This is a genomic window from Halostagnicola kamekurae (assembly GCF_900116205.1).
GTDB classification, from domain to species: domain Archaea; phylum Halobacteriota; class Halobacteria; order Halobacteriales; family Natrialbaceae; genus Halostagnicola; species Halostagnicola kamekurae.
This window is the reverse complement of record NZ_FOZS01000002.1, coordinates 789,528-812,025: the sequence shown is the minus strand read 5'-3', so window position 1 is coordinate 812,025 and position 22,498 is coordinate 789,528. Positions and strand designations below refer to the sequence as shown.

Here is a 22,498-nt window from a genome sequence, read left to right as displayed (position 1 = left end):
TCCCTCACGGCTGAAAACATTCCTCTGAATACCGCGCTAAACCGGGTTCGAGCGAGTCCCCCGGGGTGAACATCAGATGACACGTCACAATAGCCAATCCGACAAGGATCGATTCGCAACCATCGCAGTCGGCGCAGCCGAAACCCATCCTCACAGAAGTGGAACGAACGACGTCGTCCCGCCGATCCACCTCTCGAGTACGTTCGAGTGGGCCAGCGGACAGGACGCCAATGAACACGACTATTCGCGCGAGAGCAACCCGACGCGGGCAGCCCTCGAAGAGCAGTTAGCCCGCCTCGAAGGCGGCGAGCACGGGTTGGCGTTCGCCTCGGGAATGGCCGCCACAGCGACGACGATGCTGTCACTGGTTCCCCCGGGAGGCCACGTCGTCTCCTCGGACTCAATCTATAGCGGAACCGAAAAACTGCTCACGGAACACGTGGCCGGACATCTCGGCGTTGCCATCGACTTCGTCGACGCGCGTGACCCAGACAATGTCGCCGATGCGGTCACCGCGGACACCGACTTGATCTGGGCAGAAACACCGTCGAACCCCTTGATCAGGGTGTGTGATATCCAAACGATAGCCGACATCTCCGATGGTCACGATGTTCTGTTCGGCGTCGACAGCACCTTTGCGAGTCCGTACTACCAGGCCCCGCTCGAACTGGGTGCTGACCTCGTCGTTCACAGCACCACCAAGTATCTCAACGGACACTCCGACTCGATCGGCGGCGCCGTTGTCACCGACGATAGCGGGGTTTTCGAGCAATTGGCGTTCGCACAGCGGGTCGGGCTCGGGAATATGCTGTCGCCGTTCGACTGCTACCTCGTTGCGCGAGGCATCAAGACGCTGCCCGCGCGGATGGAACGCCACGAGAGAAACACGATGGAAGTCGCCAAGTTCCTCGAAAGCCACGATCGGGTCGCACGTGTCCGCTATCCGGGTCTTGAAAGCCATCCGCAACACGATCTCGCAAGTGAGCAGATGTCGGGGTACAGCGGGATGCTGTCCTTCGAGTTCGATGGTACACTCGTCGAACTCGAGGCATTCGTCGAGGGCCTCGAGGTATTCACGCCGGGAGCCAGTCTCGGCGGTATCGAGAGCCTCCTCGAGGTGCCGTCACTGATGATCCCCGACGAGTTCAGTCGTAGCGAGGATTCGGCTGAGATTCCCGAGACGTTGGTCCGGGTATCCGTTGGCCTCGAAGATGCCGATGACCTCTGTGAGGATCTCCGGACGGCGCTACCGTAGGCGCACGTCCCTCTTTCATCCTGACTCCAGATCCGCAAGCGAGTCGACTGTCCACCAGATGGAGCGGCTGTAAGCGGGAATACGAACCGTTTCTCAACGGGAGGGTGTGAATTATTCGAGCGGTTCAATGACGTCTCCGGGGCGAATCGTTCCATCTTCGAGAATGTCCGCTCGGAGCCCACCCCGGTGGGTGAGTGCCTGCAACACGCCGTCCTGAGTGATGCGCTGAAGATGATTACACGGTTCACACAGCCGATCTCCTCGACAGATGGCGTCACCGACACGGAATCGCTGTCCGACGAGATGATTGAGTGCGACATCGCGGGTTTCGATGTTTCGTCGGTGCTCTCCCAGAGCGAGTTCGATTCCCGCTTCGCGTTCAATCGCTGCTACAGCCTCTTGCTCGATCAACGTGAGGTCGTACCCATCGGGGCGGTCCTCGTCTGACTCCCACTCGACGAAGGTTCCCGTCTCGATCTCGCTAAAGTAGCGATCACCTCGGAGTCCCGCGCCGGAAACTGCTTCAACGTTGGTCCGTTCTTCCATCTCCGCTTCGGCTTCAGGTGCGATAAAAATCCGTTCGACAGAGCCACTCCCAGTCATGTGTACTATGCGCGTTTAGCACAGTATAATCACTCGGGTGTAGGTATTGTTGACGAAGTGACTCAGCGGTATGTCCGCAAATCATCTGAATGACTGATTCACTGATGGCCGAAGGAGTCACAGCACTGAACGTATACTTCGGGTTCAGCGTATGTGTGTTCTGACAGCGGTAAAGCCATCGAGCCGATCGGCTATCGTGTTCTCGTCTCCGATGAGTTTGGCCGTATGCGAATCTCGGTTGAGGAATTCGCATGGCGGGCCGGACCCGCCTACAAATACTGAAAGAACTCGTGCGCGCTTCGCGTGATGATGGCATAAACACCGCTATGCCGTCGGTTGGATGCGCGGTAAGTAAATTACGAGTGGGCGCTGCAGGATTTGAACCCGCGACGGTTTGGTCCGAAGCCAAGCACTCTGTCCAGACTGAGCTAAGCGCCCGTACCAGTTCGTTCCCGACGGCTCCGTATAAGTCACTCGATTTGAACCTGCCGGGGCTGTCGTTCGAGCCGGACCATCGGTCGTTCTCAGCCGATGAAAATATTCACACGGGTCATTAGGTCGGCGTTCGAAGACTGGATAGAGTCGTGATGACGAACGAACCCTCCATCCCAAATGCGGACGAGCCAGCGGGTGACGTCCTCGAGCTGGTGACCGACGACGACGAGACGTGGACCGCGATTCCGGGGCGTGTGACCGGCGACGAAACGCAGGGGCAGTGGATCACCGTCGCCCCGAACTTGCTCTGTGATCTCGAGGAGTGGCGATAGGGGCGACAGACGGGTGGAGCGAGTCCGTATCGGATGGTTTATCTCTCGGGGCTAACCACTCCGGCATATGACAGCGGCGGAGACCGCGCGGGGGTTACTCGAGTTGACGCGCCCGGTGAACGTGATCGCCGCGAGCGTCCTCACGTGTATCGGTGCGTTCGTCGCGGGCGGCCTGACGGAAGCCCCGGTCGCGGTGGGAAGCGCCGTCGCAGCGACGGGATTGGCCGTGGGTGCCGGAAACGCGATCAACGACTACTTCGACAGGGAAATCGATCGGATCAATCAGCCCGAGCGCGCGATCCCGCGCGGCGCTGTGAGCCCGAACGGGGCGCTCGCGTTCAGCGTCGTGCTCTTTCTCGCGGCGGTTGGACTGTCGCTTACACTCCCGACGCTCGCCATCGCGATCGCGGGGGTCAACCTGCTCGCTCTGATCGCGTACACGGAGGTGTTCAAGGGGCTGCCTGGAATCGGCAACGCGCTCGTCGCTTACCTCGTCGGGAGCACGTTCCTCTTCGGCGGCGCGGCGGTCGGCGAGCTCGAGGCGGCGAGCGTCCTCTGTTTGCTCGCCGCGGTCGCGACGCTGACGCGTGAGATCATCAAAGACGTTGAGGACGTCGACGGCGATCGGGCGGAGGGGCTCAACACGCTCCCGATCGCGATCGGTGAGCGCCGCGCATTGCTTGTCGCGCTCTTCCTGCTGGTGATCGGAGTGCTAGCGAGTCCGCTCCCGTATCTGCTCGAGTTCTTCGGGCTCGCGTACCTCGTCGTCGTGATCCCCGCCGATCTGGTGATGCTGTATGCGGGGATGCGAAGCTTCGACGATCCGACGGCTGGTCAGTCGGTGCTCAAATACGGGACGTTTCTCGCGGCGCTGGCGTTCATCGCGGGTCGCGTGGACGAGTTGCTCGGGATCCTGTGACGAGAGACGACCGGAACACCCCACAGACGTTTACAGACACGGATCCTACGAACCGCTATGCCAGTCGAGACTGACGAGGAACTTCGCACGATTCTCGAGAACGACTCGATCGCCGTGGTCGGCTGCTCGAGTTCGTCGGGTAAAGCCGCCCACGACGTGCCGGCGTATTTGCTCGAGCACGGGTACGACGTCCTCCCGGTCAATCCGTTCGCAGAGGAGATTTTCGACCGCCCCGCCGCGGATTCGCTGGATGACCTCGAGGAGTCGATCGACGTCGTCTGCGTGTTCCGACCGAGCGACGAGGTCGACGGGATCGTCGACGACGTGCTCGAGCGCGAAGACGTCGACGTCGTCTGGATGCAGCTGGGGATCAGCGACGACGACGCCGCGGCTCGGGTCGAAGACTCCGGCAGGCAAGCCGTCCAGGATCGGTGTATGAAAGTCGAACACCGGCGCCTCGTCGACTGACTCCGACGAAAACTGGAAGCCTGATCGACTGAACACCCTGCCAACTGAGCGTTCCGGGAGTGCAGCGGATCGATTCGTTACTGTTCGGTTGCGGTCGCGGATCCGTCGGACGACGCGGACGCCGCTTGCTCGGCATCCGTCCCGGAGTCGGCGTCCGTCTCGGAATCGGCCGCCGCGTTGTCGCCCGCAGCGTCGGCCAGGATCGCCTCGCCGTCGATCCCCTGCTCTTCGGCGATCGCGAGCAGCAATTCCCGCTGTTCGGTGAGCTGTCGATCTAACTCTTCGGTGGTGGCGTGGGTGTCATCGACTTCCTCCTCGAGGTTGATGATCCGCTGCTGAATTTGTTGGACCTGTTTGTACATCTTTTCGGCCATGTCCGAGATCGTCTGGACCTTCTTCGCAGTGCTTCCGAGTCCCATACCAACTCTTTCGGGCGTCCGCCTAGTAGGTCTTTTCCTCCGCGAGCGCGTCTCGACGAAAAATCTCGTCGGTGAGAGCCGGTGAGTACCCCGCGCGAGTTCACCGCCAAGAACGATGACCGTCCGCGGTGAAGACCGCTGCGGATCGAATGGATTCGACACGACGCGATACTGGCGACGAACCGGCGCAGGGTGGGTGAGCGTGCTCAGTTTGCGACGGCGGATCGAGCTCTACGTGGGGTCGCTACTGCTGTTGGTAATTCTCTACACCGTCGTGTACCGTTGGGGAATGGCCGCGTTCGAGGACGACCCGCGGAACTGGTATCGCGCGTTCGAGATCGTGGTTCAGTCGATGACGACCACCGGCTACGGACAGGACGCGCCCTGGGAATCGCTCCAGATGACGGCACTTATCGTCCTCATACAGCTAACCGGTATCGCGTACATCTTCGTCGCCTTCCCGGTGTTCGTCGTTCCGTGGGTCGCGGAGATAGCCGAACCCACGCCGCCGGAACGAATCGGGGATCTGCAGGATCACGTCATCATCGTCGGGTACACCGAACTCTCGCGGGTCCTCGTCGAGGAACTCAACTCGAGTCGAACGCCGTACGTGATCATCGAGCAATCCTCGAGTCGCGCGCTGGCGCTCGACGAGCGAGGATACGCGGTGCTCTACGGCGACCCGTCGTCCGAGGAGACGCTCGAGGCTGCACAGATCGAGACGGCGAGTACGATTCTGGTCGACGCGACGGAACACCAGTACATCCGGGTCGTGCTCGCGTGTGACGAACGCGACGTCGATGCGACGGTGCTCGCACTCGTCACCGATCCGTCCAGAGCGCAGTACCTTCGATACGCGGGCGCCGACGAGGTTCTCTCGCCGAAACACCGGCTCGGAAAGTCGCTCGGCGACAAGGTTCGAAACGTGATCGAGCTGTCCGAAGACATCCTCACGGACGAGGGGAGCAGATACCCCGCGGGCGAACTCGAGGTGGCCGAACTCCCGATCGGTCCCGACGGGCAACTGTACGACGAGACCCTCGACGCCGCTCGTCGCCTCGAGCGACACGGCGTCACGGTTCTCGGTGTCTGGGTTCGCGGTGATTTCCTCACGTCGCTCCCGCCGACGGTTCACGCCGACGAGAACACGACGCTGCTCGTCGTCGGCAACGAAGGTGATCTCGACGCCGTCGAACCGATCGTCGGCTCGAACAGGTACCGCTACGAAAGTGGTCGCGGGCCGGTCGTGATCGTCGGAGCGGGTATCGTCGGCCGAACCGCGATGGGGACGCTCGAGCGGGTCGGCATAGAGACGACCCTCGTCGATCGCGAGGACGGACAGTTCGTCGACGTCGTCGGTGACGCGACGACAGTCGAAACGCTCACTGCGGCCGACATCGCCGAGGCCAAGACGCTGTTGATCGCGCTCGACAACGACGACGACGCGATACTGGCGACGCTCGTCGCGCGGTCGCTCGCCGACGAACTGGAGATCATCGTCGCGAGCGATCGAGAAGCCAGCGTGAGCCGCCTCCGGACGGCCGGTGCCAACGACGTGCTCAGTCTCCCCAACGTCGTCGGTCGGATGATCTTGCTCAGGGTGTTCGACCGCGAAACGATGGTTCTGGGGGAACGAGTGTCGATAGCCCGCGTCGAAACGTCGGATATAGCGACCGAGACGTTCGGGCGCGACGAACTCGAGACGATCCGAGACCAGACCGGCTGTTCGGTCGTCGGGCTCGAGGTCGACGGCCACCTCAGAACCGACGTGCGGGATCGATCACTCGCGGGTAGCGATGCCGTCGTCATCGCCGGCTCGCAGACTGAAGTTGCGGACTTCCTCGAGCGCTACACCTCGGCGTGAACGTGGGCTCGAGGAGAGAAAGCGGATTCGGGGAACGAAAGGTCCTTAAGCCAACGGAGACTAGGTGAAAGTGGACTAGGTCGGGCAGTTAGGCCCTGCTCGATACCCGCACTATGGTCTTTAGCGGGGGCCGATCCCCACGGGCGTCCGGTCAGACCGACCGGGGCCCCGGGAGCCAACAGAGAAGCCTCGTCCGCCGGGGACAGCGGGCCACGCTGGCCGTCCGCAGGGACGTCCCACCGTGGCTAACCGGCGACAGCCCATCAGGCGCGGAAGCGAGCAGTGGACCGCCGGACACCTGTCGCTCGACGGGTCGCGGGGTGGAGGAGGCAACCGGGACTCCCCCGGCCGGAACGCCGGGCAACCGTGGCCGTCCACATTCATACGCTATTCACATGCCCTCGAGCGACGGCGCTGACTCGTTTTCAACCGGACGCGTTGGGTATCGGCCGATGGTACTCGTCAAGGGAACAACCCCCCACGCGAGGATCACATACAAGTATGACAGCTTCGAGCGGGCCGAACGGAGACCGGATCGAGACCGCCGGAAACAGTCCACAGCGTCGACATCGAACTCGAATCGGACGCGGAGAACCCCACGACGGTGGCATCAAACGCCGATGAGCCGCTGAATACGACCCGAACCACAGGATGGCGACACGTAAGACACTAGTGGGAGACGCGATTACGCGGCGGTGATACTCGCTAGATTATTTTCGTCGTACATATTTACGAAAATTGTCTGACAGGGATTTATACTATCGCCCGGTATAGACTGTGATCCCTGTCAGTGTTGAAGACGTTCAACTGAGGGGAACTGATCACATGACCGCATCAAGAGAGCACACTCCGATAACGCATCGCCGCCGGGCGCGCCAATGACGTTCTTCCAGTACGACCGAGACGAACACGGGTCGCTCGCCGTCGAAATCGTCACGACCGTCGCGGACTTATCCGACCGGTCGCCCGATTCGCTCGAGTCGATTCACACCGTGGTCGACTCGGATAGCCTCGAGTCGATATTCGAACCCCGTTCGCCGCGATCGCGGCGCGAGACCAATCACATCTGGTTCGCCTACGAGGGATTCGGGATCACCGTCTACGGAAACGGGTTCGTCATCGTTCGCCGATTGGAGTGACGGTCCACCGGACGACGTTTCATCGGACGACACGACTGCGTCGGGTACGGGACAGAATCACGGCCGTCGAAAGCGGAGCCGACGTCCATCGCGTCCGTCCTCGTTTCGGACGCCGTCTCCCGCCCTCAACTCGAGCGGCGTCGGGAGAGCGTACTCGCATCGAACTCGCCGGCGAGGTATGCCCGCCCGCGCGAGGAGACGTCGTACTTGAGGCCGTCGTACGAAACCAGTCCCGCATCGGTTAGGATCTCGAGTCGCTTCTGGAGGTACATCGGCCGGAAATCGAGCGCCGCGCTTCGGTCGGCCAGCGCCGAACGGAGTTCGAGTGCACGCTGTGGTCCGTGGTGGGCGAGATACTCGAGGATTCGATCGTCGTTCTTCGACATCCAGGAGGCGTGCGTTCGCAGCGGGATCGTCATCGTGTGATGAGGTGTTTGTCGGTCGTCGGTTCGTTCACCACTGGTTGGACGTGTTCGTCACACAGTTTGACCGCGGCGTCCGTTTCCTCGAGCGAGACCGACGAGACAACTTTCTCGCCGGACTGTTCGAGCGACGGGACCCATCGCGGAAGCGCGAAGTGTCCGTCCCGTTCGCAGAAGGCACACTGTCGCGGCTCGTTCCGAGAGACGTAGGAGAGACACTCCCCGTAGTGTTCTTTCTCGCAGTTCATACACAACCCCCCGATTTCGGCCCCACTGTATAGCTCGGCCACCAGTCGATTGTATCCAGCATCGTTGCCACATCGTACACAGTTCATGTTTCGATCGGTTGACGGAATGGTCAGAGATCAACGAGTAAGAACGGATTTCGTATAAATGTCTTCACCGTGATGAAACTGGATGGTAGTGACTGATAGTTTACCACGGATCGAAACCACTTACACCCGGATACAGTCATCCAATACGAACCGATGTTTCTGCTGGATCAAATCCAACTCTCGACACGTTTTATTTATTATCGTGACTTCCAGGACACGCCGAAATATCTCGTTACCGGACTGCTGTACGGCGGTTTTAGATTTTCTCTCCAGATGAAACGCCTGTCAAACACGACGACGGTGGCGCGTTTTTCTGATCCACAACCCCCGTTCGGTTCGACTGTGGCAGAAAAATTACATAACTCGCCGTCGACTCATAGTGTTTTCTCGAGGTCCGTTAGTAAAACTCGTTCCGTTGCTGTATTAGGTCCGATATCGCCGAACGAGGGGTTTGCTTCGCCTTCCGTATGGCCTCACATCCAGCGGTCTAACCCGGACTGGACTGCGCTCTCTTCGATCCGTTCGAAGCCGCGTTCGACTTCGCCGCCATCGACGCCCCACTCGTCGACGACGTACGCTCGAGCGGCCTCGAGGTCCGGCTCGAGAGTCGTTTCGAACTCGTAGTCGTCGGTGACGTTCGGGTCGCGAAACAGCTGGCGGACCCGGTCGCCGTACTCGATACTCTCTCCGCGCGCTTCGAGGACGCCCCACAGGTCGCCGTGGTCGCCGATCGCGTCGAGAGCCGTCTTCGGGCCGATCCCGTCGACGCCCTCGTTGAAGTCGGTCCCGATGAGAATCGCGACGTCGATTAACTGCTCGAGAGTCAGTTCGTGATGGTCGAGCGTCGCCTGGAGATCCATCAGCTCCGGGTCGCCCTTGCTGGTCAGTTGCCGAAGCGTCAGCGGCGCGCCGAACAACAGCGCGTCGTAGTCCTCGGAGCCCACGTAGTCGGCGTCGCCGCGGCGAACCATGTGGGCCGCCTGCGCTTCGCCTTCGGCCGGCGCTTCGACGACGGGAACGTCGAGCAGGTCGAAGAGTTCGCGACTCGTCTTCTGGATCGTCTCGGTGAGCCGCTGCGTTCGCGACTCGAGTTGGGCGATCGCGACCTGATCGCCCTCCTCGCGGGCGACCTCGAGTTGCTCCTCGTAGGTCTGGCGCTGATCCCGCCGCGATTCGATCTCGTCGGATTTGAGCTCCGAGGGGCCGCCGTCGAAGACCATCACCGGGACGATGTCGTTCTCGAAGAACTTCGGCACGCCCTGGACGATCCCGAGCAGGTTCGCGACCTCGACACCGTCGGTCGTCGTGTACTTCTCGCTCGAGGTCCACTTGACCGTCGTCGTCAGATACCGGTACAGCCAGTTGTGGGCGTCGACCGCGACGACGCCCTCGATATCGGTGAACGGAATGTCGTCGATGACGGCGATGTCCCGAAGCGCTGCGTTTCCCATTACCCTTTCTTGGGACGCGACGGTTAGAATCGTTGGGTTTCAGTTCCCCGAACAGCCGGTCTGGACGCTCGTTCTAACTGTCGGTTCAGTCGACTGCCGACTCAGTCGAGTCGCTCAGAGAGGAACTCCTCCTCGGGATCGGAGAGCTCGCGCTCGCGAAATCGCTCGAGTCCGTCCCGATACCGGGCGGCGTCTCTCCGCTCGCTTTCGTCGACTGGTGTCTCGTCTTCGATTCGCGTCTCGATACCCGACTCGTCGCTCGCCGACACCGACGTCGGACGATCCTCCGCTGGCGAGTGTTCGAGGACGAGTTCAGCCAATCCAGTCGTTTCGCCGGTAAACGCGAAGCCGGCCCGGTACAGCGCTTCGTACGCGAAGGGGTTGTTGACGGCGATTCGGACGCGAGCGTATCCACGGTCTGTCGCCCGATCGCGGACGAACGCGAGCAACTTCGGGCCGATCCCGTTTCCCCGACGGGGTTTTGCCACGGTCACGTACCGGATCCAGAGCGTCTCGGCGTCCGTTCGATCCTCGTTGAACGACGCCGCCGCGAGCACGTCGTCATCGTAGTCCGGGGCCCGGCCATCCGAATCCACCGCTCGAGCGACTGACTCTGAGGCTCGAGCGCGATCGTCCGTTTTCTCGCCGTCGTTTCCCGTCGCTCGAGCGTCGGTTCGACCGTCGTCCGCTCGAGCGACTGCCTTCCCCGTATTCGTCATCACGAACTTCCCGGCGTAGCTAAATCGCTCGTGATCCAGTCGTAGTTTCGGCCCGTCCGGCGGCCAGCCCAGTAGCTCGAGTTCCACGGTTGTCCCGACTCGAGCGCCGAGACACTAAGGTCCTCGTTTCGGCCAGGTAGTCCTCCGCCATCAGAGCCGGTCGGCCCGGACGAACCCTTTTGCATCAGTTCGTGGTATGGGAGGTGTCATGAGCACCGAACCGAACGAGGAATCCACGTACGGCATCGAGAGTCGAATCGGGTGGCCAGTCGCAGGCGTCCTTGGAGGAGCGATCGGCGCCGCGGCGTTCGGGCTCGTCATGTGGCTGTTCGATCCCGAGATCGTGCAGGTGTCGATCCCCGCCTTTTACGGTCTCGAAGCAGGCGGGGTCGTCGGCTGGGGAATCCACATCGTCCACGGCGCGATTCTGGGCGTCGTCTTCGGTTACATCATCACTCGGGAACTGGTGCTCGGAGTCCTCCGGACGGATCCCGAGACGGACGCGCTCTCGGAGGCCGGCGTCGCGCTGCGAATCGTCGGCGCGGGATTCGCCTTCGGGCTGACTGTCTGGGCGATTATTCCGGTGATCGTGTTGCCGGCGTTTGCGGGACCGGTCGGCGGCGAAGCCGCCTCCGAATTCCCGGGAACCGCCCTCCAGAGTCTTCTCGGTCACGTGTTGTTCGGCGTCGTTCTGGGTACCGTCTTCGCCGCGACGATGGACGTCTATCAGCGACCGGCCGAGTCGCCGCTCGAGGAGTGACGGCGATTCGTACCACGGTCGCGCCGACCGCACGACCGGACGGGAAAGCCGAACTTCTGCAAGCCAAAGAGTGAACACTATGCGAGGTGACACCACGTGACGAGAACGATGGACGACCAGACACGGGATTCCGACCGTTCTCCGCTCGACCCGGGCTGCGTCGATGCCGCGTTCGAGGCGCTCCAGAATAGAACCCGGCGATACGTCCTCTACTTTCTGCTCGAGCACGACCGCGTCTCCGTCCGCGACCTCGCCACTGTCGTGACCGGCTGGGTGAAAGCCGACTCCGGAGAAACGGGCGACAGGAGCGACCGGGACGGGACGTTTGCGGACCTGCAGCATCGACACGTGCCGCTGCTCGTCGAATCGGGCCTGATCGAGTACGAGGGGACGACCGTCTCGCCCTCGGCGCGTTTCGAAGCGATTCGGCCGTTCGTCGAACGTGCCTGCACCGAAGAAACGGGGTCGTGAGGATGTCTTTTCCCACTACATTCCGCTGGTCGGTGCGCAGATCCCACGCCGTTCGAGTTCGATGACGCTCGCTTCCTTCCTCGAGCGCGTCGAAGAGACGACTCGAACGGTCGAACTCTACGCCCCCGAACCGCTTCCGGAACTGGCCGAGCACTTCGAGCGGGGAACCACCACCGCCACGTACCGGTCGCTTCCAGCGGCCGCCAGTGGCGGCTTCCTCGTCGTTCTCGAGGACGGCGACTTTCGCGCGTCCGTCGACCTCGCCACGGCCCGCCAGTTCCTCGAGCCGCCGATCGCCCACCCCTGGGCGGAACAGTTCGTCGGGAGCGCGTACCGACAGTTGCTCGAGGTACTCGAGAACACCTCGATATCGGCGCTCACCCGTCGCCAACTTCTGGCGACCGCGCGCGACATCGAACATCGAGCCTGGCACGCCGGTCGCGGAACGCTTCGGGTCGGCTTTCAGGACTTCGCCGCCTACGAGGACCAACTTCCCGTCTACGACCGACTCGCTCGCGAGACGGCGCTCGATATCCACGTCTATGCTCGGGCCGACTGGACCGCACCGGTCGACTCGTCACCGACGATTCACGCCGAAACGACCGAGGAAATCGGCACGTTCTGGTTTCTGGTCTACGAGGATGGCGGGGAGTCGTTCGACTCGTCTGCGTTGCTCGCTCGAGAGGACGACGACGGCACCTACACCGGCTTCTGGAGTTCGGATCCGGAACTGGTCGCCGACCTCGATACGTACCTAGTCGAGACCTACGGCTGAGAAGCGCCCTCACCCGGACCGAGGTTGGGTCTTCTCGGACGGCCGAACGTCTGAACGACAGCTATCCACAGAAGCCAATTTGCGAGCCAAAATCATTGTTGTGTCTTCTCTCCTTCAAATCCCTCTCCCGGCTCGTGTGGCTCCTTGGATGGATGTATCGCAGAAGGGAAGCCGGTGGAGGGATTTGAACCCTCGACCTAATCCTTACGAAGGATTCGCTCTGCCAGTCTGAGCTACACCGGCGCGGTCGACATCACTACGTAGGTTCGAAACGGGCCATAAGGGTTGCGAATCGAGACCGCCCCGTTGGATGGTGAATTCGCGCGGCACCGGCGCGGAGGATCACCGCTCGAGGCGTACGTCGAGACAGACGTTGAGTTCGTGGGGCGCATAGGAACGGACTACCTGCTGCTGTTCGACAGTGACGGAGTACTCCGGCTCGGCGACCTCTCGAACCGATCGCTCCCCGGGGCCGAACGGATCGTCTTCGTGCTGGATGTCGTAGTAGTGGATCACGCACTCATCGCCCGCGACCTGGACTGCGGACTCGAGGAACTCATCGGCGCTGTGGGGGAGGTTCATTACGAGTCGGTCGGCCCAGTCCTCGTACTCCGGCGCGACGGCGCGGACGTCCCCGCAAATTCCGGTAATACGATCCTCGACGCCGTTCTTCCTGGCGTTTTCGCGCAGATACTCGATTGCCGTCTCGTTGATGTCGACGCCGACGCAAGTTGCACCGCATTTCGCGAACGGGACGACGAAGGGGCCGACGCCGGCGAACATGTCGAAAGCCTGCTCACCCGACGAGACCTGCTCTGCGACGCGGTGGCGTTCGGTCGCCAGCCGCGGCGAGAAGTACACCTCGGCGAGGTCGAGTTCGAAGGTCGCGCCGTACTCGCGGTGGACCGTCTCGGTCCCCTCGCCCTCGAGAACCTCCCAGTCGCGGGTCCGCGTCTCGCCTTTGACCTTCGAGGCTTTGTTGAGAACCGTCTCGAGGGGCAGTTCCGATTCGGCGATCGCACGCGCGATCTCCCTCGCTCGCTCGTCGTCGTCCTCGTCGAGCAGGGCAGCGGTTCCGAGCCGTTCGTAGGACGGCTCGAAGCCCAACAGGTCCGCCGGTCGCGTCTGTGTCTCCCGTTCGGGAACCGCTCGAGAAACGACGTCCAGATCCGCGGGAACCCCAGTAGTCTCGGTGACCGGAATATAGAGCACGCCATCCTCGACGGAAATCTCGTACTCGTCGTCGATCAGGTCCGCGTCCGCGAGCGTCTGGCGCGTCTGCTCACCCGCCTCGCTGGGCACGCGGACACACGGCACTTCCATACCGCAACTCGCCTCCGGGCTACCGTAACGGTGACGTTTCGCGCCTCGAGTGGAGACCGGACCCGCTTTTGGAACCGAACACTGCCGCTTCGCGAACTGTTTTGGAGCTGCCGTCGTAGCCGGCCGTATGGAACGACTCACGACCGCCGAGACGGTCCACGAGGAAGGGTCGTGGCTGTTTACGATTAGGGATCGACACGGCGAGAAAGAAGAGGTGATCCTCGTCCCCTGCGAAGACAGCGCCGAGGAGAACTCCTCAAGTGGTCAGTCTGGGGCTGACGACAGCGTCGAGGCGTGGATCAACCGCTGTACGCACGAAGCCCAGCGCTTCGATACGGGCCAGGGCGTCCCGATGCGAGACGGACAGATCATCTGCCCGCGCCACGGCTCGCTGTTCGATTCCTGTTCGGGCTACTGCGACAACGGCGAGGCGGCCGACACGACGCTGCCAGGGGTCGACATCACGGTCCACTCCGACGGGACGATATTTCTCACCGACGACGACGCGACGTTCGCCCACGAGGGCGGTATCGACGACGACGGCGGTCCGGACTCGACGTCGCACATCTCGCTGTGACCGCTCGATGGAGACTACTCGCCGATCGCTACTCGGTTCCGCTCATTGCTCGACCCCGATCGCTGCGTCGAACGCGAGCGCCACCAGTCTTCGAGGGCGGACACGCGACTCGAAACCTTCTCCCTTCAGCCGCGAGAACACCGATCATGCTCAGCTTCATCGGTCTCGGTCTCTACGACGAGCGCTCGATCACCGTCGAGGGGCGGGCGGCGCTTCGGGACGCCGACCGCGTCTTCGCGGAGTTTTACACCAGCGCGCTCCTGGGCGCGACCGTCGAGGACCTCGAGGACTACCACGACGTCTCGATCGACGTCCGCGACCGCGCGGGCGTCGAGCAACGCCCCGAGGAGATACTCGAGGCCGCCGAAACCGAATCGGTCGCCTTCCTGACCGCGGGCGATACGATGATCTCGACGACCCACGTCGATCTCCGGCTGCGCGCACACGATCGGGGAATCGAGACGCGGGTTATCCACGGCGTAACGGCCCAGACGGCCACGAGCGCCCTGACCGGGCTCCAGAACTATCGTTTCGGAACCGCGACCACGCTGCCGTTTCCCTACGCCCACGGGGCCGACGGCCTCCCGGCGAGCGTCACGAACACGATCGACGCGAACCGCGAAGCGGGTAGCCACACCGTCGTCTACCTGGACATCAAAGTCGACAACGAGGCCGCACTCGAGCGCGTCGACACCGACGAGGCGGTAGCCGAGTACATGACCGCCGATATCGGTGCCGAGTTGCTCGCCGAAGAGTATCCCGACCTCGTCGGCGTCGCCGTGGCTCGAGCGGGAAGCCCCGATCCGCTCGTCGAGGCCGGAACGATGACCGAGCTCGCGACTCGCGAGTTCGGCGACCCGCTTCACCTCCTCGTGATCCCGGGCGAGTGTCACCTGCTCGAGGCCGACGCGCTGGTCGAACTCGCCGGTGCGGATCGCGACGCGTTGGATATCGTCTGAATCGCTGCGTTCTCGAACCGTTCGGTGAGGGGGACCTCGAGCGAACCGAAACCTGTCCTCACGCGCGAACCTTCTCGAGAAGTTCTCGGAACTTAGAAGAAAAACTGCTGGACGCGGACTTACAGGGTATCGATGATCGCCGCCGTCACGTCCTCCGTCGAGGCGTCGCCGCCGAGGTCGGCCGTTCGCGGGCCGTTCTCGAGGGTCGTCTCGACCGCGTTCTGAACCCTCTCAGCCTCCTCGTCGTGGCCGAGGTACTCGAGCAACATTGCGGCTGAGATGATCGTCGCGGCCGGGTTCGCGATTCCCTCGCCCGCGATGTCCGGTGCGGTTCCGTGAACGGGTTCGAATAGCCCGCGCTCCGGGCCGACGTTGGCCGAGGGGAGCAATCCGAGGCCGCCGACTAGCCCCGCGGCCAGATCCGAGAGCACGTCGCCCGCGAGGTTCGGACAGACGACGACGTCGAACTGCTCAGGATCGAGACAGACCTTCGTCGCGAACGCGTCCATCAGCACCTCGTCGGTCTCGACGCCATGCTCGTCGGCGACCGACTGAATCGTGTCCCGGAAGACGCCGTCGGTCTCGCGCATGACGTTCGCCTTGTGGGCGATCGTAAAGCCGTCGTGGTCGCCGTCTTCAACGTACTCGCAGGCGAACTCGCCGAGGTCTCTCGAGGCCGACTGCGTGACGACCCGCGTCAGCGTCGCGACGTCCTCCGAGAGCCGATCCTCGTGGCCGGCGTAGACGCCTTCGGTGTTTTCCCGGAGGAAAACCAGATCCGTCTCCGGGCGCACGGCGTCAATTCCGGGGTAGGCTTTCGCCGGGCGGATGTTCACGAACGAGTCGACCGCATCCCGAAGCGGGAGAATTACGTCCGCGGCCGTCTCGCCGGCCGCGCCGAACAGCGTCGCGTCCGCCGAGGCCGCGAGTTCGTACGTTTCCTCGGGCAGCGCTTCGCCCGTGACCTCCTTGACGCGGTCGCCCGCGTCCGCCTCGCGGAATTCGAAGTCGATCTCGAGGGCCTCGAGCACCTCGACTGCCGCAGGAGTTACTTCCTGGCCAATTCCGTCGCCGGGGATGACAGCGATCTCGTGAGTCATGCTTTTCCATCTCGAGAGGACCGAAATGAGCGTGTCGATACCGCGATGGCTGCGGAATCGAGACGACGGTATCCAGAGCACGTCGCTGCTGGACGCGGGCGCCGCTCGAGACGGAACCGAGCGGCCGAAAAATCAGCGATGAACTCGAAACGCCGGCTCTACGACGAGATGGCCGAATCGTCGACGTAGGGCAGTTCCTCCGCCTTCTTCTGGACTTCACCGGCGTTCGACTTCATCAGCGCCGTCGTGTCCCAGATGCCGTCGACCAGCGCCTTCCGCTGGGCGTCGTCGACGGTGACGTCGATCGTCTCGTCACCGTAGGTTACCGTCTCCGCTTCGACGTCGACTTCGATCTCTCCGTCGGGGTTATCGTCGACCCAGGCCTGCAGCTCCTGGATCGTCTCGGTGTCCGCGGTGACGGTCGGAATGCCGAGCGCCAGACAGTTGCCCGCGAAAATCTCGGCGAAGCTCTCGCCGATGATCGCGTCGATCCCCCAGCGCATCAGCGCCTGGGGCGCGTGCTCTCTCGAGGAGCCACAGCCGAAGTTGCTGTTTACGACCATCACCGACGAGTCCTGGTAGCGCTGCTCGTTGAACGGGTGATCTTTCTGGTTGTCGTCCTCGTCGAAGCGCAGGTCGAAGAACGCGAACTCGCCCAGTCCGTCGAAGGTGACGACCTTCATGAACCGCGCGGGGATGATCTGGTCGGTGTCGATGTCGTTGCCCTGAATCGGGACGCCGGATCCGGAGGCGTACTTGACCTCCGGAATTTCGACATCGTCGCTCATGCGGTCGACACCTCCTTCAATTCGCGCACGTCAGTGACCTCGCCGGTGATCGCCGCCGCGGCGACCATCCGCGGGTTCATGAGGACGGTGCGCCCGTCCTTGCTTCCCTGCCGGCCGACGAAGTTCCGGTTCGAAGAGGAGGCACAGGCCTCGTCACCCTCGAGTTGGTCTTCGTTCATGCCCAGACACATCGAACAGCCGGCGTTTCGCCACTCGAAGCCGGCTTCCTCGTAGATGTCCTTGAGGCCCTCTTTCTCCGCCGTTTCCTGGACGCGCTGACTGCCGGGGACGACGAGCGCGCGAACGTCGTCGTCGACCTGTCGACCCTCGACGATCTCGGCACCGCGTCGGAGGTCGGGCAGTCGGGCGTTGGTACACGAGCCGAGGAAGGCGACGTCGATGTCGTAGCCTTCCATCGTCTCGCCGGGTTCGACTCGCATGTGTTCCTGGGCGCGTCGCGCGGTGTCTTCCTTGTCTGCGGGGAGGTCCTCCGGTGCCGGGATCGGATCGGTAACGCCGATTCCCTGGCCGGGGGTCGTCCCCCAGGTGACGACCGGCTCGAGCTCCGAGCCGTCGATGGTGACGACGTCGTCGTACTCGGCGTCGTCGTCGCTCGCGATCGAGTCCCAGTAGGGTTTCAGCTCTTCGAACTTCTCGGGATTCTCCTGGAAGTAGTCGGTCTCCTCGAGCCACTCGTAGGTGGTCTCGTCGGGGTTTACGTAGCCCGCTCGAGCGCCGCCCTCGATGGACATGTTACAGATCGACATCCGACCTTCCATGCCGAGACTCTCGATGGCTTCGCCGGCGTACTCGTAGACGTAGCCGACGCCGCCTTCGGTGCCCAGCCGGCTGATGATCTCGAGGATGACATCTTTGGCCTCCACGCCGTCGTCGAGCTCGCCGGTGATCTCGATCTTTCGAACCTTCTGTTTCTCCATCGCGATGGTCCCCGTCGCGAGGACGTCGCGGATCTGCGAGGTCCCGATACCGAACGCCAGCGCGCCGAACGCGCCGTGGGTGCTCGTATGGGAGTCCCCGCAGACGATGGTCTTGCCGGGCTGGGTGAGTCCCTGCTCCGGCCCGATGACGTGGACGATCCCCTGATCGCCCGTCGTCGGGTCCGAAAACTCGATGCCCGCCTCGCGGACGTTCTGCTCGAGTTCGGACATCATCTCCTCGGCCGAGTCCTCGGCGTAGGGCCGAGACTGATCGGCTGTCGGAACGATGTGATCGACCGTCGCGTGAGTCAGTTCGGGGTAGGCGACCTCGAGGTCGCGTTCCTCGAGCATGCCGAACGCCTGCGGACTGGTGACCTCGTGAATGAGATGCAGTCCGACGAACAGTTGATCCTGCCCGGTCGGAAGCGTCGTAACTTTGTGCCGATCCCACACCTTGTCGTAGAGTGTTCCCTCGCTCATCTGTCGTCCTCGATCCCGTCGGTTCGTACGCGCCCCCGTTCGAAGACCCGATTCGTTCGGTTCGTCTCCGTCGCTTCGGTCGGTGGCGTGTGACTGACGGTTCGCATCGTCCGCTCGTCCGTCGCCGCTCGCTCCGGTCGGTCGTCTGTCGATTCGACGGCGTCTGCCTCGCCGCCATCGGCAGCGACGACGGGGCCGCGACTGAACAGCTGTCCAGTCGATTCGTCGGTGTAGGGGTTGGTGTGGCTGATTTCAGCCATACTCTCCCCTGAACCCGACGCCGACTCCGCCGACGTACCGGTATCGGGTGCCGTCGGTTCTGTCTCTCGTGTCATCTGTATTCGTTCGTTCTCGAGCTGTGTTCGTTCGTCGATCAGTCCGCCTGAACGCGCGTTTTCTCGTCCTCGTCTTCTCCCTCGCCTTCCCACGCGAAGAGGGCGCGAAGCCGCTCGCCGACCTCCTCGATCTCGTGGTCCTTCTCGGCCTGGTTCAGCTGCGTGTATACCGGCCGGTTGGCCTGATTCTCCGCGACCCACTCGGTCGCGAACTCGCCGTTTTGGACCTGCTCGAGCACTTCGTCCATGTTGGCGCGAACGTTGTCGTCGATGATCTCGTCGCCGCGGGTGAGCCCGCCGTACTCGGCGGTGTCCGAAACCGAGTCCCACATCGCGCCGAGGCCGCCCTCGTACATCAGGTCGACGATGAGTTTCATCTCGTTCATGCACTCGAAGTAGGCCATCTCCTCGCTGTAGCCGGCGTCGACGAGCGTCTCGTAGCCGACCTTGATCAGCTCGGCGATCCCGCCACAGAGGACGGCCTGCTCGCCGAAGAGGTCGGTTTCGGTCTCTTCGCGGAACGTCGTTTCGACGACGCCCGCTCGAGCGCAACCGATCCCCTTCGCGTACGCGAGCGCGCGTTCCTTCGCGTCGCCGGTCGTGTCCTGATAGACCGCGAGCAGTCCGGGGGTTCCCTCGCCGCGCTCGTAGTTGCGCCGCACCAGGTGGCCCGGCGATTTGGGCGCGATCATCGTCACGTCGACGTGTTCGGGCGGCCGGATCTGGTTGTAGTGGATGTTAAAGCCGTGAGCGAACTGGAGCGTGTCGCCCTCTTCGAGGTGCGGTTCGATCTCCTCGTAGACGGCCGGCTGGACCGTATCGGGGACCAGCACGGACACGATGTCGGCCTGCTTCGCCGCCTCGGCGGCGGTCGCGACCTCGAGTCCTTCCGCGCGTGCCGGCTCTCTCGAGGAGGAGTTCTCGCGAAGGCCGACGATCACGTCGACGCCGCTCTCGTGGAGGTTCAGCGCGTGGGCGTGACCCTGGCTGCCGTAGCCGAGTACGGCGACGGTGGAATTTGCGAGGTGCGATTCATCTACGTCTTCTTCGTAGTGGATTTCGGTGGTGAATTCGTCAGTCATCGTCTGCGTGTGGTTGTTGCGGGTTCGTTTGCTGTGCCGATTCCTCCGGCGGCGTCTCGCGAGCGGTATCGGTCGTCCCCCGCGCCAACGCCGTCGTTCCGGTTCGGGAGATCTCGCGGATCCCGAACTGGCTGAACGCCTCGATCGCCGCGTCGATCTTCTGATCGCTACCGGTGATCTCGACGGTCGCCGTCTCGGGCGAGGCGTCGACGGTCGTGGCGCCGTACATCTCCGCGACTGCGGCGACCTGATCGGGACGCATCGCGTTGACCTTCACGAGCGCGAGTTCGCGCCGCATCGCGTCCGGCTCGAGTTCGCGAACCGAGACGACCGGAACGAGCTTCCGGAGTTGTTTCTTGATCTGTTCGATGCCGGGGTCGGGTTCCTCAACGACGAGGGTGATCCGCGCTCGGTCCTCGTCGTCGGTGGGGCCGACGGTCAGGCTCTCGATGTTGAACTGCCGTCTCGAGAACAGCCCCGAGACGTCCGAGAGCACGCCGGGTTCGTGCTCGACGAGCGCCGAGATCACGGTTCGGCGCGGTTCGTGTTCGGCCTCCACTTCGGGATCGACGCGGATCCCCTGTGCGGTCCGCCGTCCCGTCGGCGTCGGGCGTTCCTCGGGGGCCGGGCCGTCGAGTCCGCCGGTCATAGCTGGTCCTCCGCCAGCGCGAACTGGCCGTTGTCGCCGCCGCTTGGCACCATCGGGTAGACGTTCGCCTGCGGATCGATATGCGCGTCGATAACGGACGGCCCGTCGTAGGAAAGCGCCTCCTCGATGGTGTCTGGGACCTCGTCGTACTCGTCGATCCGGAACCCTCTCGCGCCGAAGGCCTCGGCGAGTTTGTCGAACTCGGGCATCCAATTGTACTCGGAAGCGGAGTGACGACCCTCGAAGAAGGCGTCCTGCCACTGTCGAACCATGCCGATGTACTCGTTGTTGAGCACGACGACGGTGATGTCGAGGTTCTCCCGAACCGCGACAGAGAGGCCCTGCAGCGTCATCAGGAACGAGCCGTCGCCGTCGATGCAGACGACCTCCTGGTCGTCGTCGGCGGCGATGCGCGCGCCGATCGCCGAGGGCAGGCCGTAGCCCATCGCGCCCAGCCCGTGACTCGAGACCCACGTGCGCGGCTCGGTGAACGTCCAGTACTGGCAGGCCCACATCTGGTGTTGGCCGACGCCGGTGGTCACGACCGCTCGATCGCTGGTCGCCTCGTCTAGGGCTTCGACGACGAACTCCGGCTGGATCGGCCTGTCTTCGGGAGCGTCGTAGGCCATCGAGTAGTCGGACTTCCACTGCTGACACTGGGCCCGCCACTTCGTCGCCTGTGGCGAGGACTCCATCTCCTCGGCCAGTTGCGTGACGACCGTCTCGGCGTCGCCGATCAGCGGATAGTCTGCATGGATGTTCTTCGAGATCTCCGCCGGATCGATGTCGACGTGGATCAGTTCGGCGTCGGGCGCGAACGTCTCGATGCCGCCGGTCAGGCGGTCGTCGAAGCGCGTTCCGATGCCGATTAAGGTGTCACAGTGGGTGATCGCCATGTTGGCGTAGCCGGTGCCGTGCATGCCGGCCATCTCCATCGACAGTTCGTGATCCTCCGGGAACGAACCGATGCCGGGCATCGTCGTGATGACCGGGATCTCGTGTTCGATCGCGAACTCGCGGCAGGCCTCGCTGGCCTCGCCCTTGATGACGCCGCCGCCGAGTAGCAGGGCGGGTTTGCTCGAGTTCTCGATCCGTCGCGCGGCCTGTTCGACGATTTCGGGATCGGCGCGCTCCTGAACCTCGTAGGTGTCCGGAACCGTCGGTTCGTCGGGCTCGCAGTCGGTGTCCGCGTTCGAGACGTCCTTCGGGAGGTCGACCAGTGTCGGTCCCGGTCGGCCCTCGCGTGCGAGCGCGAACGCTTCGCTCACGTCCGAGCCGACCGTGTCCGGATCGCTCGCGAACGTGTTGTCCTTGGTCACCGGCGTCGTGACGCCGGTCGTATCGGTCTCCTGAAACGCGTCGTTGCCGACGAAATCTCGCGCGACCTGTCCGGTTAGCGCGAGCATCGGATCCGAATCCATGTCGGCGTCCGCGATCCCCGTGACGAGGTTCGTCGCCCCCGGCCCCGAGGTCGCCAGGCAGATGCCCGGTTCGCCCGAGACGATGCCGTAGGCGTCGGCCGCGTGGGCGGCCCCCTGTTCGTGGGCCATCGTCACGTGGTAGATGTCCGAATCGTACAGCGCGTCGTAGACGGGCATGATCGCGCCGCCTTGCACGCCGAATGCGTACTCGACGCCCGCGTTCTCGAGGGCCCGGATGACCGACTGCGCGCCCGTCGTGACGGGCGCTTTCTCGGTTTCTCCGTCCGCCGTTGGCGTCGACGCGTCCGACGCCGTCGATTCGTCCGCGTGCTGTTCCCCTGGTTCGTCCGTGTCGGTCGGTGACGTGACCGAGGTCGCGCGTTCGCTCATTGGAATCCTCCCGCCGTTTGGTGGCGATCAGTTGTCATGTGCTGTGGTATCTGCTGGCTGACTGGTGGCTGGTGATCGATGCGAGGCCG

At 63.2% G+C, this 22,498-nt stretch carries 25 protein-coding genes, 2 tRNA genes and 1 other RNA gene; 12 read left to right on the top strand and 16 right to left on the bottom strand.

Features of this window, described 5'->3' with window-relative positions:
- Positions 1 to 76: 76 nt before the first annotated feature.
- Complete coding sequence (locus BM348_RS11925; protein ID WP_092905028.1) at positions 77 to 1,255, top strand: trans-sulfuration enzyme family protein; 1,179 nt, start codon at positions 77 to 79, stop codon at positions 1,253 to 1,255.
- A gap of 111 nt (positions 1,256 to 1,366) precedes the next feature.
- On the opposite strand, the gene BM348_RS11920 is transcribed toward BM348_RS11925, so the two are convergent.
- The gene (locus BM348_RS11920) at positions 1,367 to 1,858 is read right to left on the bottom strand and encodes an MOSC domain-containing protein (RefSeq protein WP_092905027.1); all 492 of its coding nucleotides are present in this window, start codon (positions 1,856 to 1,858) and stop codon (positions 1,367 to 1,369) included.
- A 363-nt stretch (positions 1,859 to 2,221) separates the two neighbouring features.
- A tRNA-Arg gene (locus BM348_RS11915) sits at positions 2,222 to 2,296 on the bottom strand.
- A gap of 149 nt (positions 2,297 to 2,445) precedes the next feature.
- On the opposite strand from BM348_RS11915, the gene BM348_RS11910 reads away from it, so the two are divergent.
- The 3 genes from BM348_RS11910 to BM348_RS11900 all read left to right on the top strand — a co-directional run bounded on the left by BM348_RS11910 (position 2,446) and on the right by BM348_RS11900 (position 4,012).
- The gene (locus BM348_RS11910) at positions 2,446 to 2,625 is read left to right on the top strand and encodes a hypothetical protein (RefSeq protein ID WP_092905026.1); all 180 of its coding nucleotides are present in this window, start codon (positions 2,446 to 2,448) and stop codon (positions 2,623 to 2,625) included.
- A 67-nt stretch (positions 2,626 to 2,692) separates the two neighbouring features.
- Complete coding sequence (locus tag BM348_RS11905) at positions 2,693 to 3,544, top strand: geranylgeranylglycerol-phosphate geranylgeranyltransferase (RefSeq protein ID WP_092905025.1); 852 nt, start codon at positions 2,693 to 2,695, stop codon at positions 3,542 to 3,544.
- Positions 3,545 to 3,601: 57 nt separating this feature from the next.
- On the top strand, positions 3,602 to 4,012 hold the full coding sequence (locus BM348_RS11900; protein WP_092905024.1) for a CoA-binding protein: 411 nt from the start codon (positions 3,602 to 3,604) through the stop codon (positions 4,010 to 4,012).
- A 77-nt stretch (positions 4,013 to 4,089) separates the two neighbouring features.
- On the opposite strand, the gene BM348_RS11895 is transcribed toward BM348_RS11900, so the two are convergent.
- Positions 4,090 to 4,431 (bottom strand): DUF5798 family protein, encoded by a 342-nt coding sequence (locus BM348_RS11895; protein WP_092905023.1) that lies wholly within the window; start codon positions 4,429 to 4,431, stop codon positions 4,090 to 4,092.
- Between the two features lie 115 nt (positions 4,432 to 4,546).
- On the opposite strand from BM348_RS11895, the gene BM348_RS11890 reads away from it, so the two are divergent.
- From BM348_RS11890 to BM348_RS11880, 3 genes are all read left to right on the top strand, one after another.
- Positions 4,547 to 6,295: a potassium channel family protein gene (locus BM348_RS11890; protein WP_245779438.1), complete on the top strand. Its 1,749-nt coding sequence runs from the start codon at positions 4,547 to 4,549 to the stop codon at positions 6,293 to 6,295.
- A 68-nt stretch (positions 6,296 to 6,363) separates the two neighbouring features.
- Positions 6,364 to 6,675: signal recognition particle sRNA (gene ffs, locus BM348_RS11885), an RNA gene on the top strand.
- A gap of 498 nt (positions 6,676 to 7,173) precedes the next feature.
- Complete coding sequence (locus BM348_RS11880) at positions 7,174 to 7,434, top strand: HalOD1 output domain-containing protein (protein WP_092905022.1); 261 nt, start codon at positions 7,174 to 7,176, stop codon at positions 7,432 to 7,434.
- 125 nt (positions 7,435 to 7,559) lie between these two features.
- Here BM348_RS11880 and BM348_RS11875 read toward each other — a convergent pair whose 3' ends face one another.
- The 4 genes from BM348_RS11875 to BM348_RS11860 all read right to left on the bottom strand — a co-directional run bounded on the left by BM348_RS11875 (position 7,560) and on the right by BM348_RS11860 (position 10,448).
- Positions 7,560 to 7,820, bottom strand: a complete 261-nt coding sequence (locus BM348_RS11875) for an ArsR family transcriptional regulator (protein WP_139231187.1) — start codon at positions 7,818 to 7,820, stop codon at positions 7,560 to 7,562.
- A 29-nt stretch (positions 7,821 to 7,849) separates the two neighbouring features.
- Positions 7,850 to 8,104 carry a hypothetical protein gene (locus tag BM348_RS11870; protein WP_092905020.1) on the bottom strand — a complete coding sequence of 85 codons (255 nt, stop codon included), beginning with the start codon at positions 8,102 to 8,104 and terminating at the stop codon, positions 7,850 to 7,852.
- 560 nt (positions 8,105 to 8,664) lie between these two features.
- The gene (gene fen, locus BM348_RS11865) at positions 8,665 to 9,642 is read right to left on the bottom strand and encodes a flap endonuclease-1 (RefSeq protein ID WP_092905019.1); all 978 of its coding nucleotides are present in this window, start codon (positions 9,640 to 9,642) and stop codon (positions 8,665 to 8,667) included.
- 101 nt (positions 9,643 to 9,743) lie between these two features.
- A complete protein-coding gene (locus BM348_RS11860) occupies positions 9,744 to 10,448 on the bottom strand; it encodes a GNAT family N-acetyltransferase (RefSeq protein WP_092905018.1) in 705 nt (234 codons plus the stop codon).
- A 121-nt stretch (positions 10,449 to 10,569) separates the two neighbouring features.
- On the opposite strand from BM348_RS11860, the gene BM348_RS11855 reads away from it, so the two are divergent.
- From BM348_RS11855 to BM348_RS11845, 3 genes are all read left to right on the top strand, one after another.
- Positions 10,570 to 11,121 (top strand): hypothetical protein, encoded by a 552-nt coding sequence (locus tag BM348_RS11855; protein ID WP_092905017.1) that lies wholly within the window; start codon positions 10,570 to 10,572, stop codon positions 11,119 to 11,121.
- A 108-nt stretch (positions 11,122 to 11,229) separates the two neighbouring features.
- Positions 11,230 to 11,592 (top strand): DUF7344 domain-containing protein, encoded by a 363-nt coding sequence (locus BM348_RS11850; protein WP_092905016.1) that lies wholly within the window; start codon positions 11,230 to 11,232, stop codon positions 11,590 to 11,592.
- A 61-nt stretch (positions 11,593 to 11,653) separates the two neighbouring features.
- Complete coding sequence (locus BM348_RS11845; RefSeq protein ID WP_092905015.1) at positions 11,654 to 12,367, top strand: DICT sensory domain-containing protein; 714 nt, start codon at positions 11,654 to 11,656, stop codon at positions 12,365 to 12,367.
- 169 nt (positions 12,368 to 12,536) lie between these two features.
- On the opposite strand, the gene BM348_RS11840 is transcribed toward BM348_RS11845, so the two are convergent.
- Together BM348_RS11840 and BM348_RS11835 are read right to left on the bottom strand one after the other, a co-directional pair.
- Positions 12,537 to 12,610 (bottom strand) — tRNA-Thr (locus BM348_RS11840).
- A gap of 99 nt (positions 12,611 to 12,709) precedes the next feature.
- Complete coding sequence (locus BM348_RS11835; protein WP_092905014.1) at positions 12,710 to 13,690, bottom strand: class I SAM-dependent methyltransferase; 981 nt, start codon at positions 13,688 to 13,690, stop codon at positions 12,710 to 12,712.
- 127 nt (positions 13,691 to 13,817) lie between these two features.
- Between BM348_RS11835 and BM348_RS11830 the strand changes: the two genes are divergently transcribed.
- Entirely contained in the window at positions 13,818 to 14,267 is a 450-nt protein-coding gene (locus BM348_RS11830) for a Rieske (2Fe-2S) protein (protein ID WP_092905013.1), read from the top strand.
- Positions 14,268 to 14,413: 146 nt separating this feature from the next.
- The gene (gene dph5 / locus BM348_RS11825) at positions 14,414 to 15,226 is read left to right on the top strand and encodes a diphthine synthase (RefSeq protein ID WP_092905012.1); all 813 of its coding nucleotides are present in this window, start codon (positions 14,414 to 14,416) and stop codon (positions 15,224 to 15,226) included.
- 119 nt (positions 15,227 to 15,345) lie between these two features.
- On the opposite strand, the gene BM348_RS11820 is transcribed toward dph5, so the two are convergent.
- The 7 genes from BM348_RS11820 to ilvB form a co-directional block, all read right to left on the bottom strand.
- The gene (locus BM348_RS11820; RefSeq protein WP_092905011.1) at positions 15,346 to 16,326 is read right to left on the bottom strand and encodes an isocitrate/isopropylmalate dehydrogenase family protein; all 981 of its coding nucleotides are present in this window, start codon (positions 16,324 to 16,326) and stop codon (positions 15,346 to 15,348) included.
- Between the two features lie 158 nt (positions 16,327 to 16,484).
- On the bottom strand, positions 16,485 to 17,114 hold the full coding sequence (leuD, locus tag BM348_RS11815) for a 3-isopropylmalate dehydratase small subunit (RefSeq protein ID WP_092905010.1): 630 nt from the start codon (positions 17,112 to 17,114) through the stop codon (positions 16,485 to 16,487).
- A complete protein-coding gene (gene leuC, locus BM348_RS11810; RefSeq protein WP_092905009.1) occupies positions 17,111 to 18,532 on the bottom strand; it encodes a 3-isopropylmalate dehydratase large subunit in 1,422 nt (473 codons plus the stop codon). Before leuC ends, leuD begins: the two co-directional genes overlap by 4 nt.
- Complete coding sequence (locus BM348_RS11805; RefSeq protein WP_092905008.1) at positions 18,529 to 18,867, bottom strand: hypothetical protein; 339 nt, start codon at positions 18,865 to 18,867, stop codon at positions 18,529 to 18,531. The genes leuC and BM348_RS11805 overlap by 4 nt, the downstream gene beginning before the upstream one ends.
- Before the next feature lie 38 nt (positions 18,868 to 18,905).
- Positions 18,906 to 19,949: a ketol-acid reductoisomerase gene (gene ilvC / locus BM348_RS11800; RefSeq protein ID WP_092905007.1), complete on the bottom strand. Its 1,044-nt coding sequence runs from the start codon at positions 19,947 to 19,949 to the stop codon at positions 18,906 to 18,908.
- Positions 19,942 to 20,598, bottom strand: a complete 657-nt coding sequence (ilvN, locus tag BM348_RS11795; RefSeq protein ID WP_092905006.1) for an acetolactate synthase small subunit — start codon at positions 20,596 to 20,598, stop codon at positions 19,942 to 19,944. The genes ilvC and ilvN overlap by 8 nt, the downstream gene beginning before the upstream one ends.
- On the bottom strand, positions 20,595 to 22,409 hold the full coding sequence (gene ilvB, locus BM348_RS11790; RefSeq protein WP_092905005.1) for a biosynthetic-type acetolactate synthase large subunit: 1,815 nt from the start codon (positions 22,407 to 22,409) through the stop codon (positions 20,595 to 20,597). The genes ilvN and ilvB overlap by 4 nt, the downstream gene beginning before the upstream one ends.
- Between the last annotated feature and the right edge of the window lie 89 nt (positions 22,410 to 22,498).

What these genes read in the sequence shown, in the direction of transcription:
- BM348_RS11805 (WP_092905008.1), bottom strand. Translation starts at nt 18,867, where the DNA reads ATGACACGAGAGACAGAACCGACGGCACCCGATACCGGTACGTCGGCG.
- BM348_RS11925 (WP_092905028.1), top strand. Translation starts at nt 77, where the DNA reads ATGACACGTCACAATAGCCAATCCGACAAGGATCGATTCGCAACCATC.
- BM348_RS11820 (WP_092905011.1), bottom strand. Translation starts at nt 16,326, where the DNA reads ATGACTCACGAGATCGCTGTCATCCCCGGCGACGGAATTGGCCAGGAA.
- BM348_RS11845 (WP_092905015.1), top strand. Translation starts at nt 11,654, where the DNA reads ATGACGCTCGCTTCCTTCCTCGAGCGCGTCGAAGAGACGACTCGAACG.
- BM348_RS11920 (WP_092905027.1), bottom strand. Translation starts at nt 1,858, where the DNA reads ATGACTGGGAGTGGCTCTGTCGAACGGATTTTTATCGCACCTGAAGCC.
- BM348_RS11830 (WP_092905013.1), top strand. Translation starts at nt 13,818, where the DNA reads ATGGAACGACTCACGACCGCCGAGACGGTCCACGAGGAAGGGTCGTGG.
- dph5 (WP_092905012.1), top strand. Translation starts at nt 14,414, where the DNA reads ATGCTCAGCTTCATCGGTCTCGGTCTCTACGACGAGCGCTCGATCACC.
- BM348_RS11905 (WP_092905025.1), top strand. Translation starts at nt 2,693, where the DNA reads ATGACAGCGGCGGAGACCGCGCGGGGGTTACTCGAGTTGACGCGCCCG.
- ilvB (WP_092905005.1), bottom strand. Translation starts at nt 22,409, where the DNA reads ATGAGCGAACGCGCGACCTCGGTCACGTCACCGACCGACACGGACGAA.
- BM348_RS11910 (WP_092905026.1), top strand. Translation starts at nt 2,446, where the DNA reads ATGACGAACGAACCCTCCATCCCAAATGCGGACGAGCCAGCGGGTGAC.
- ilvC (WP_092905007.1), bottom strand. Translation starts at nt 19,949, where the DNA reads ATGACTGACGAATTCACCACCGAAATCCACTACGAAGAAGACGTAGAT.
- BM348_RS11890 (WP_245779438.1), top strand. Translation starts at nt 4,547, where the DNA reads ATGACCGTCCGCGGTGAAGACCGCTGCGGATCGAATGGATTCGACACG.
- BM348_RS11870 (WP_092905020.1), bottom strand. Translation starts at nt 8,104, where the DNA reads ATGAACTGCGAGAAAGAACACTACGGGGAGTGTCTCTCCTACGTCTCT.
- ilvN (WP_092905006.1), bottom strand. Translation starts at nt 20,598, where the DNA reads ATGACCGGCGGACTCGACGGCCCGGCCCCCGAGGAACGCCCGACGCCG.
- BM348_RS11835 (WP_092905014.1), bottom strand. Translation starts at nt 13,690, where the DNA reads ATGGAAGTGCCGTGTGTCCGCGTGCCCAGCGAGGCGGGTGAGCAGACG.
- leuD (WP_092905010.1), bottom strand. Translation starts at nt 17,114, where the DNA reads ATGAGCGACGATGTCGAAATTCCGGAGGTCAAGTACGCCTCCGGATCC.
- BM348_RS11850 (WP_092905016.1), top strand. Translation starts at nt 11,230, where the DNA reads ATGGACGACCAGACACGGGATTCCGACCGTTCTCCGCTCGACCCGGGC.
- BM348_RS11875 (WP_139231187.1), bottom strand. Translation starts at nt 7,820, where the DNA reads ATGTCGAAGAACGACGATCGAATCCTCGAGTATCTCGCCCACCACGGA.
- BM348_RS11895 (WP_092905023.1), bottom strand. Translation starts at nt 4,431, where the DNA reads ATGGGACTCGGAAGCACTGCGAAGAAGGTCCAGACGATCTCGGACATG.
- BM348_RS11900 (WP_092905024.1), top strand. Translation starts at nt 3,602, where the DNA reads ATGCCAGTCGAGACTGACGAGGAACTTCGCACGATTCTCGAGAACGAC.
- leuC (WP_092905009.1), bottom strand. Translation starts at nt 18,532, where the DNA reads ATGAGCGAGGGAACACTCTACGACAAGGTGTGGGATCGGCACAAAGTT.
- fen (WP_092905019.1), bottom strand. Translation starts at nt 9,642, where the DNA reads ATGGGAAACGCAGCGCTTCGGGACATCGCCGTCATCGACGACATTCCG.
- BM348_RS11880 (WP_092905022.1), top strand. Translation starts at nt 7,174, where the DNA reads ATGACGTTCTTCCAGTACGACCGAGACGAACACGGGTCGCTCGCCGTC.
- BM348_RS11855 (WP_092905017.1), top strand. Translation starts at nt 10,570, where the DNA reads ATGAGCACCGAACCGAACGAGGAATCCACGTACGGCATCGAGAGTCGA.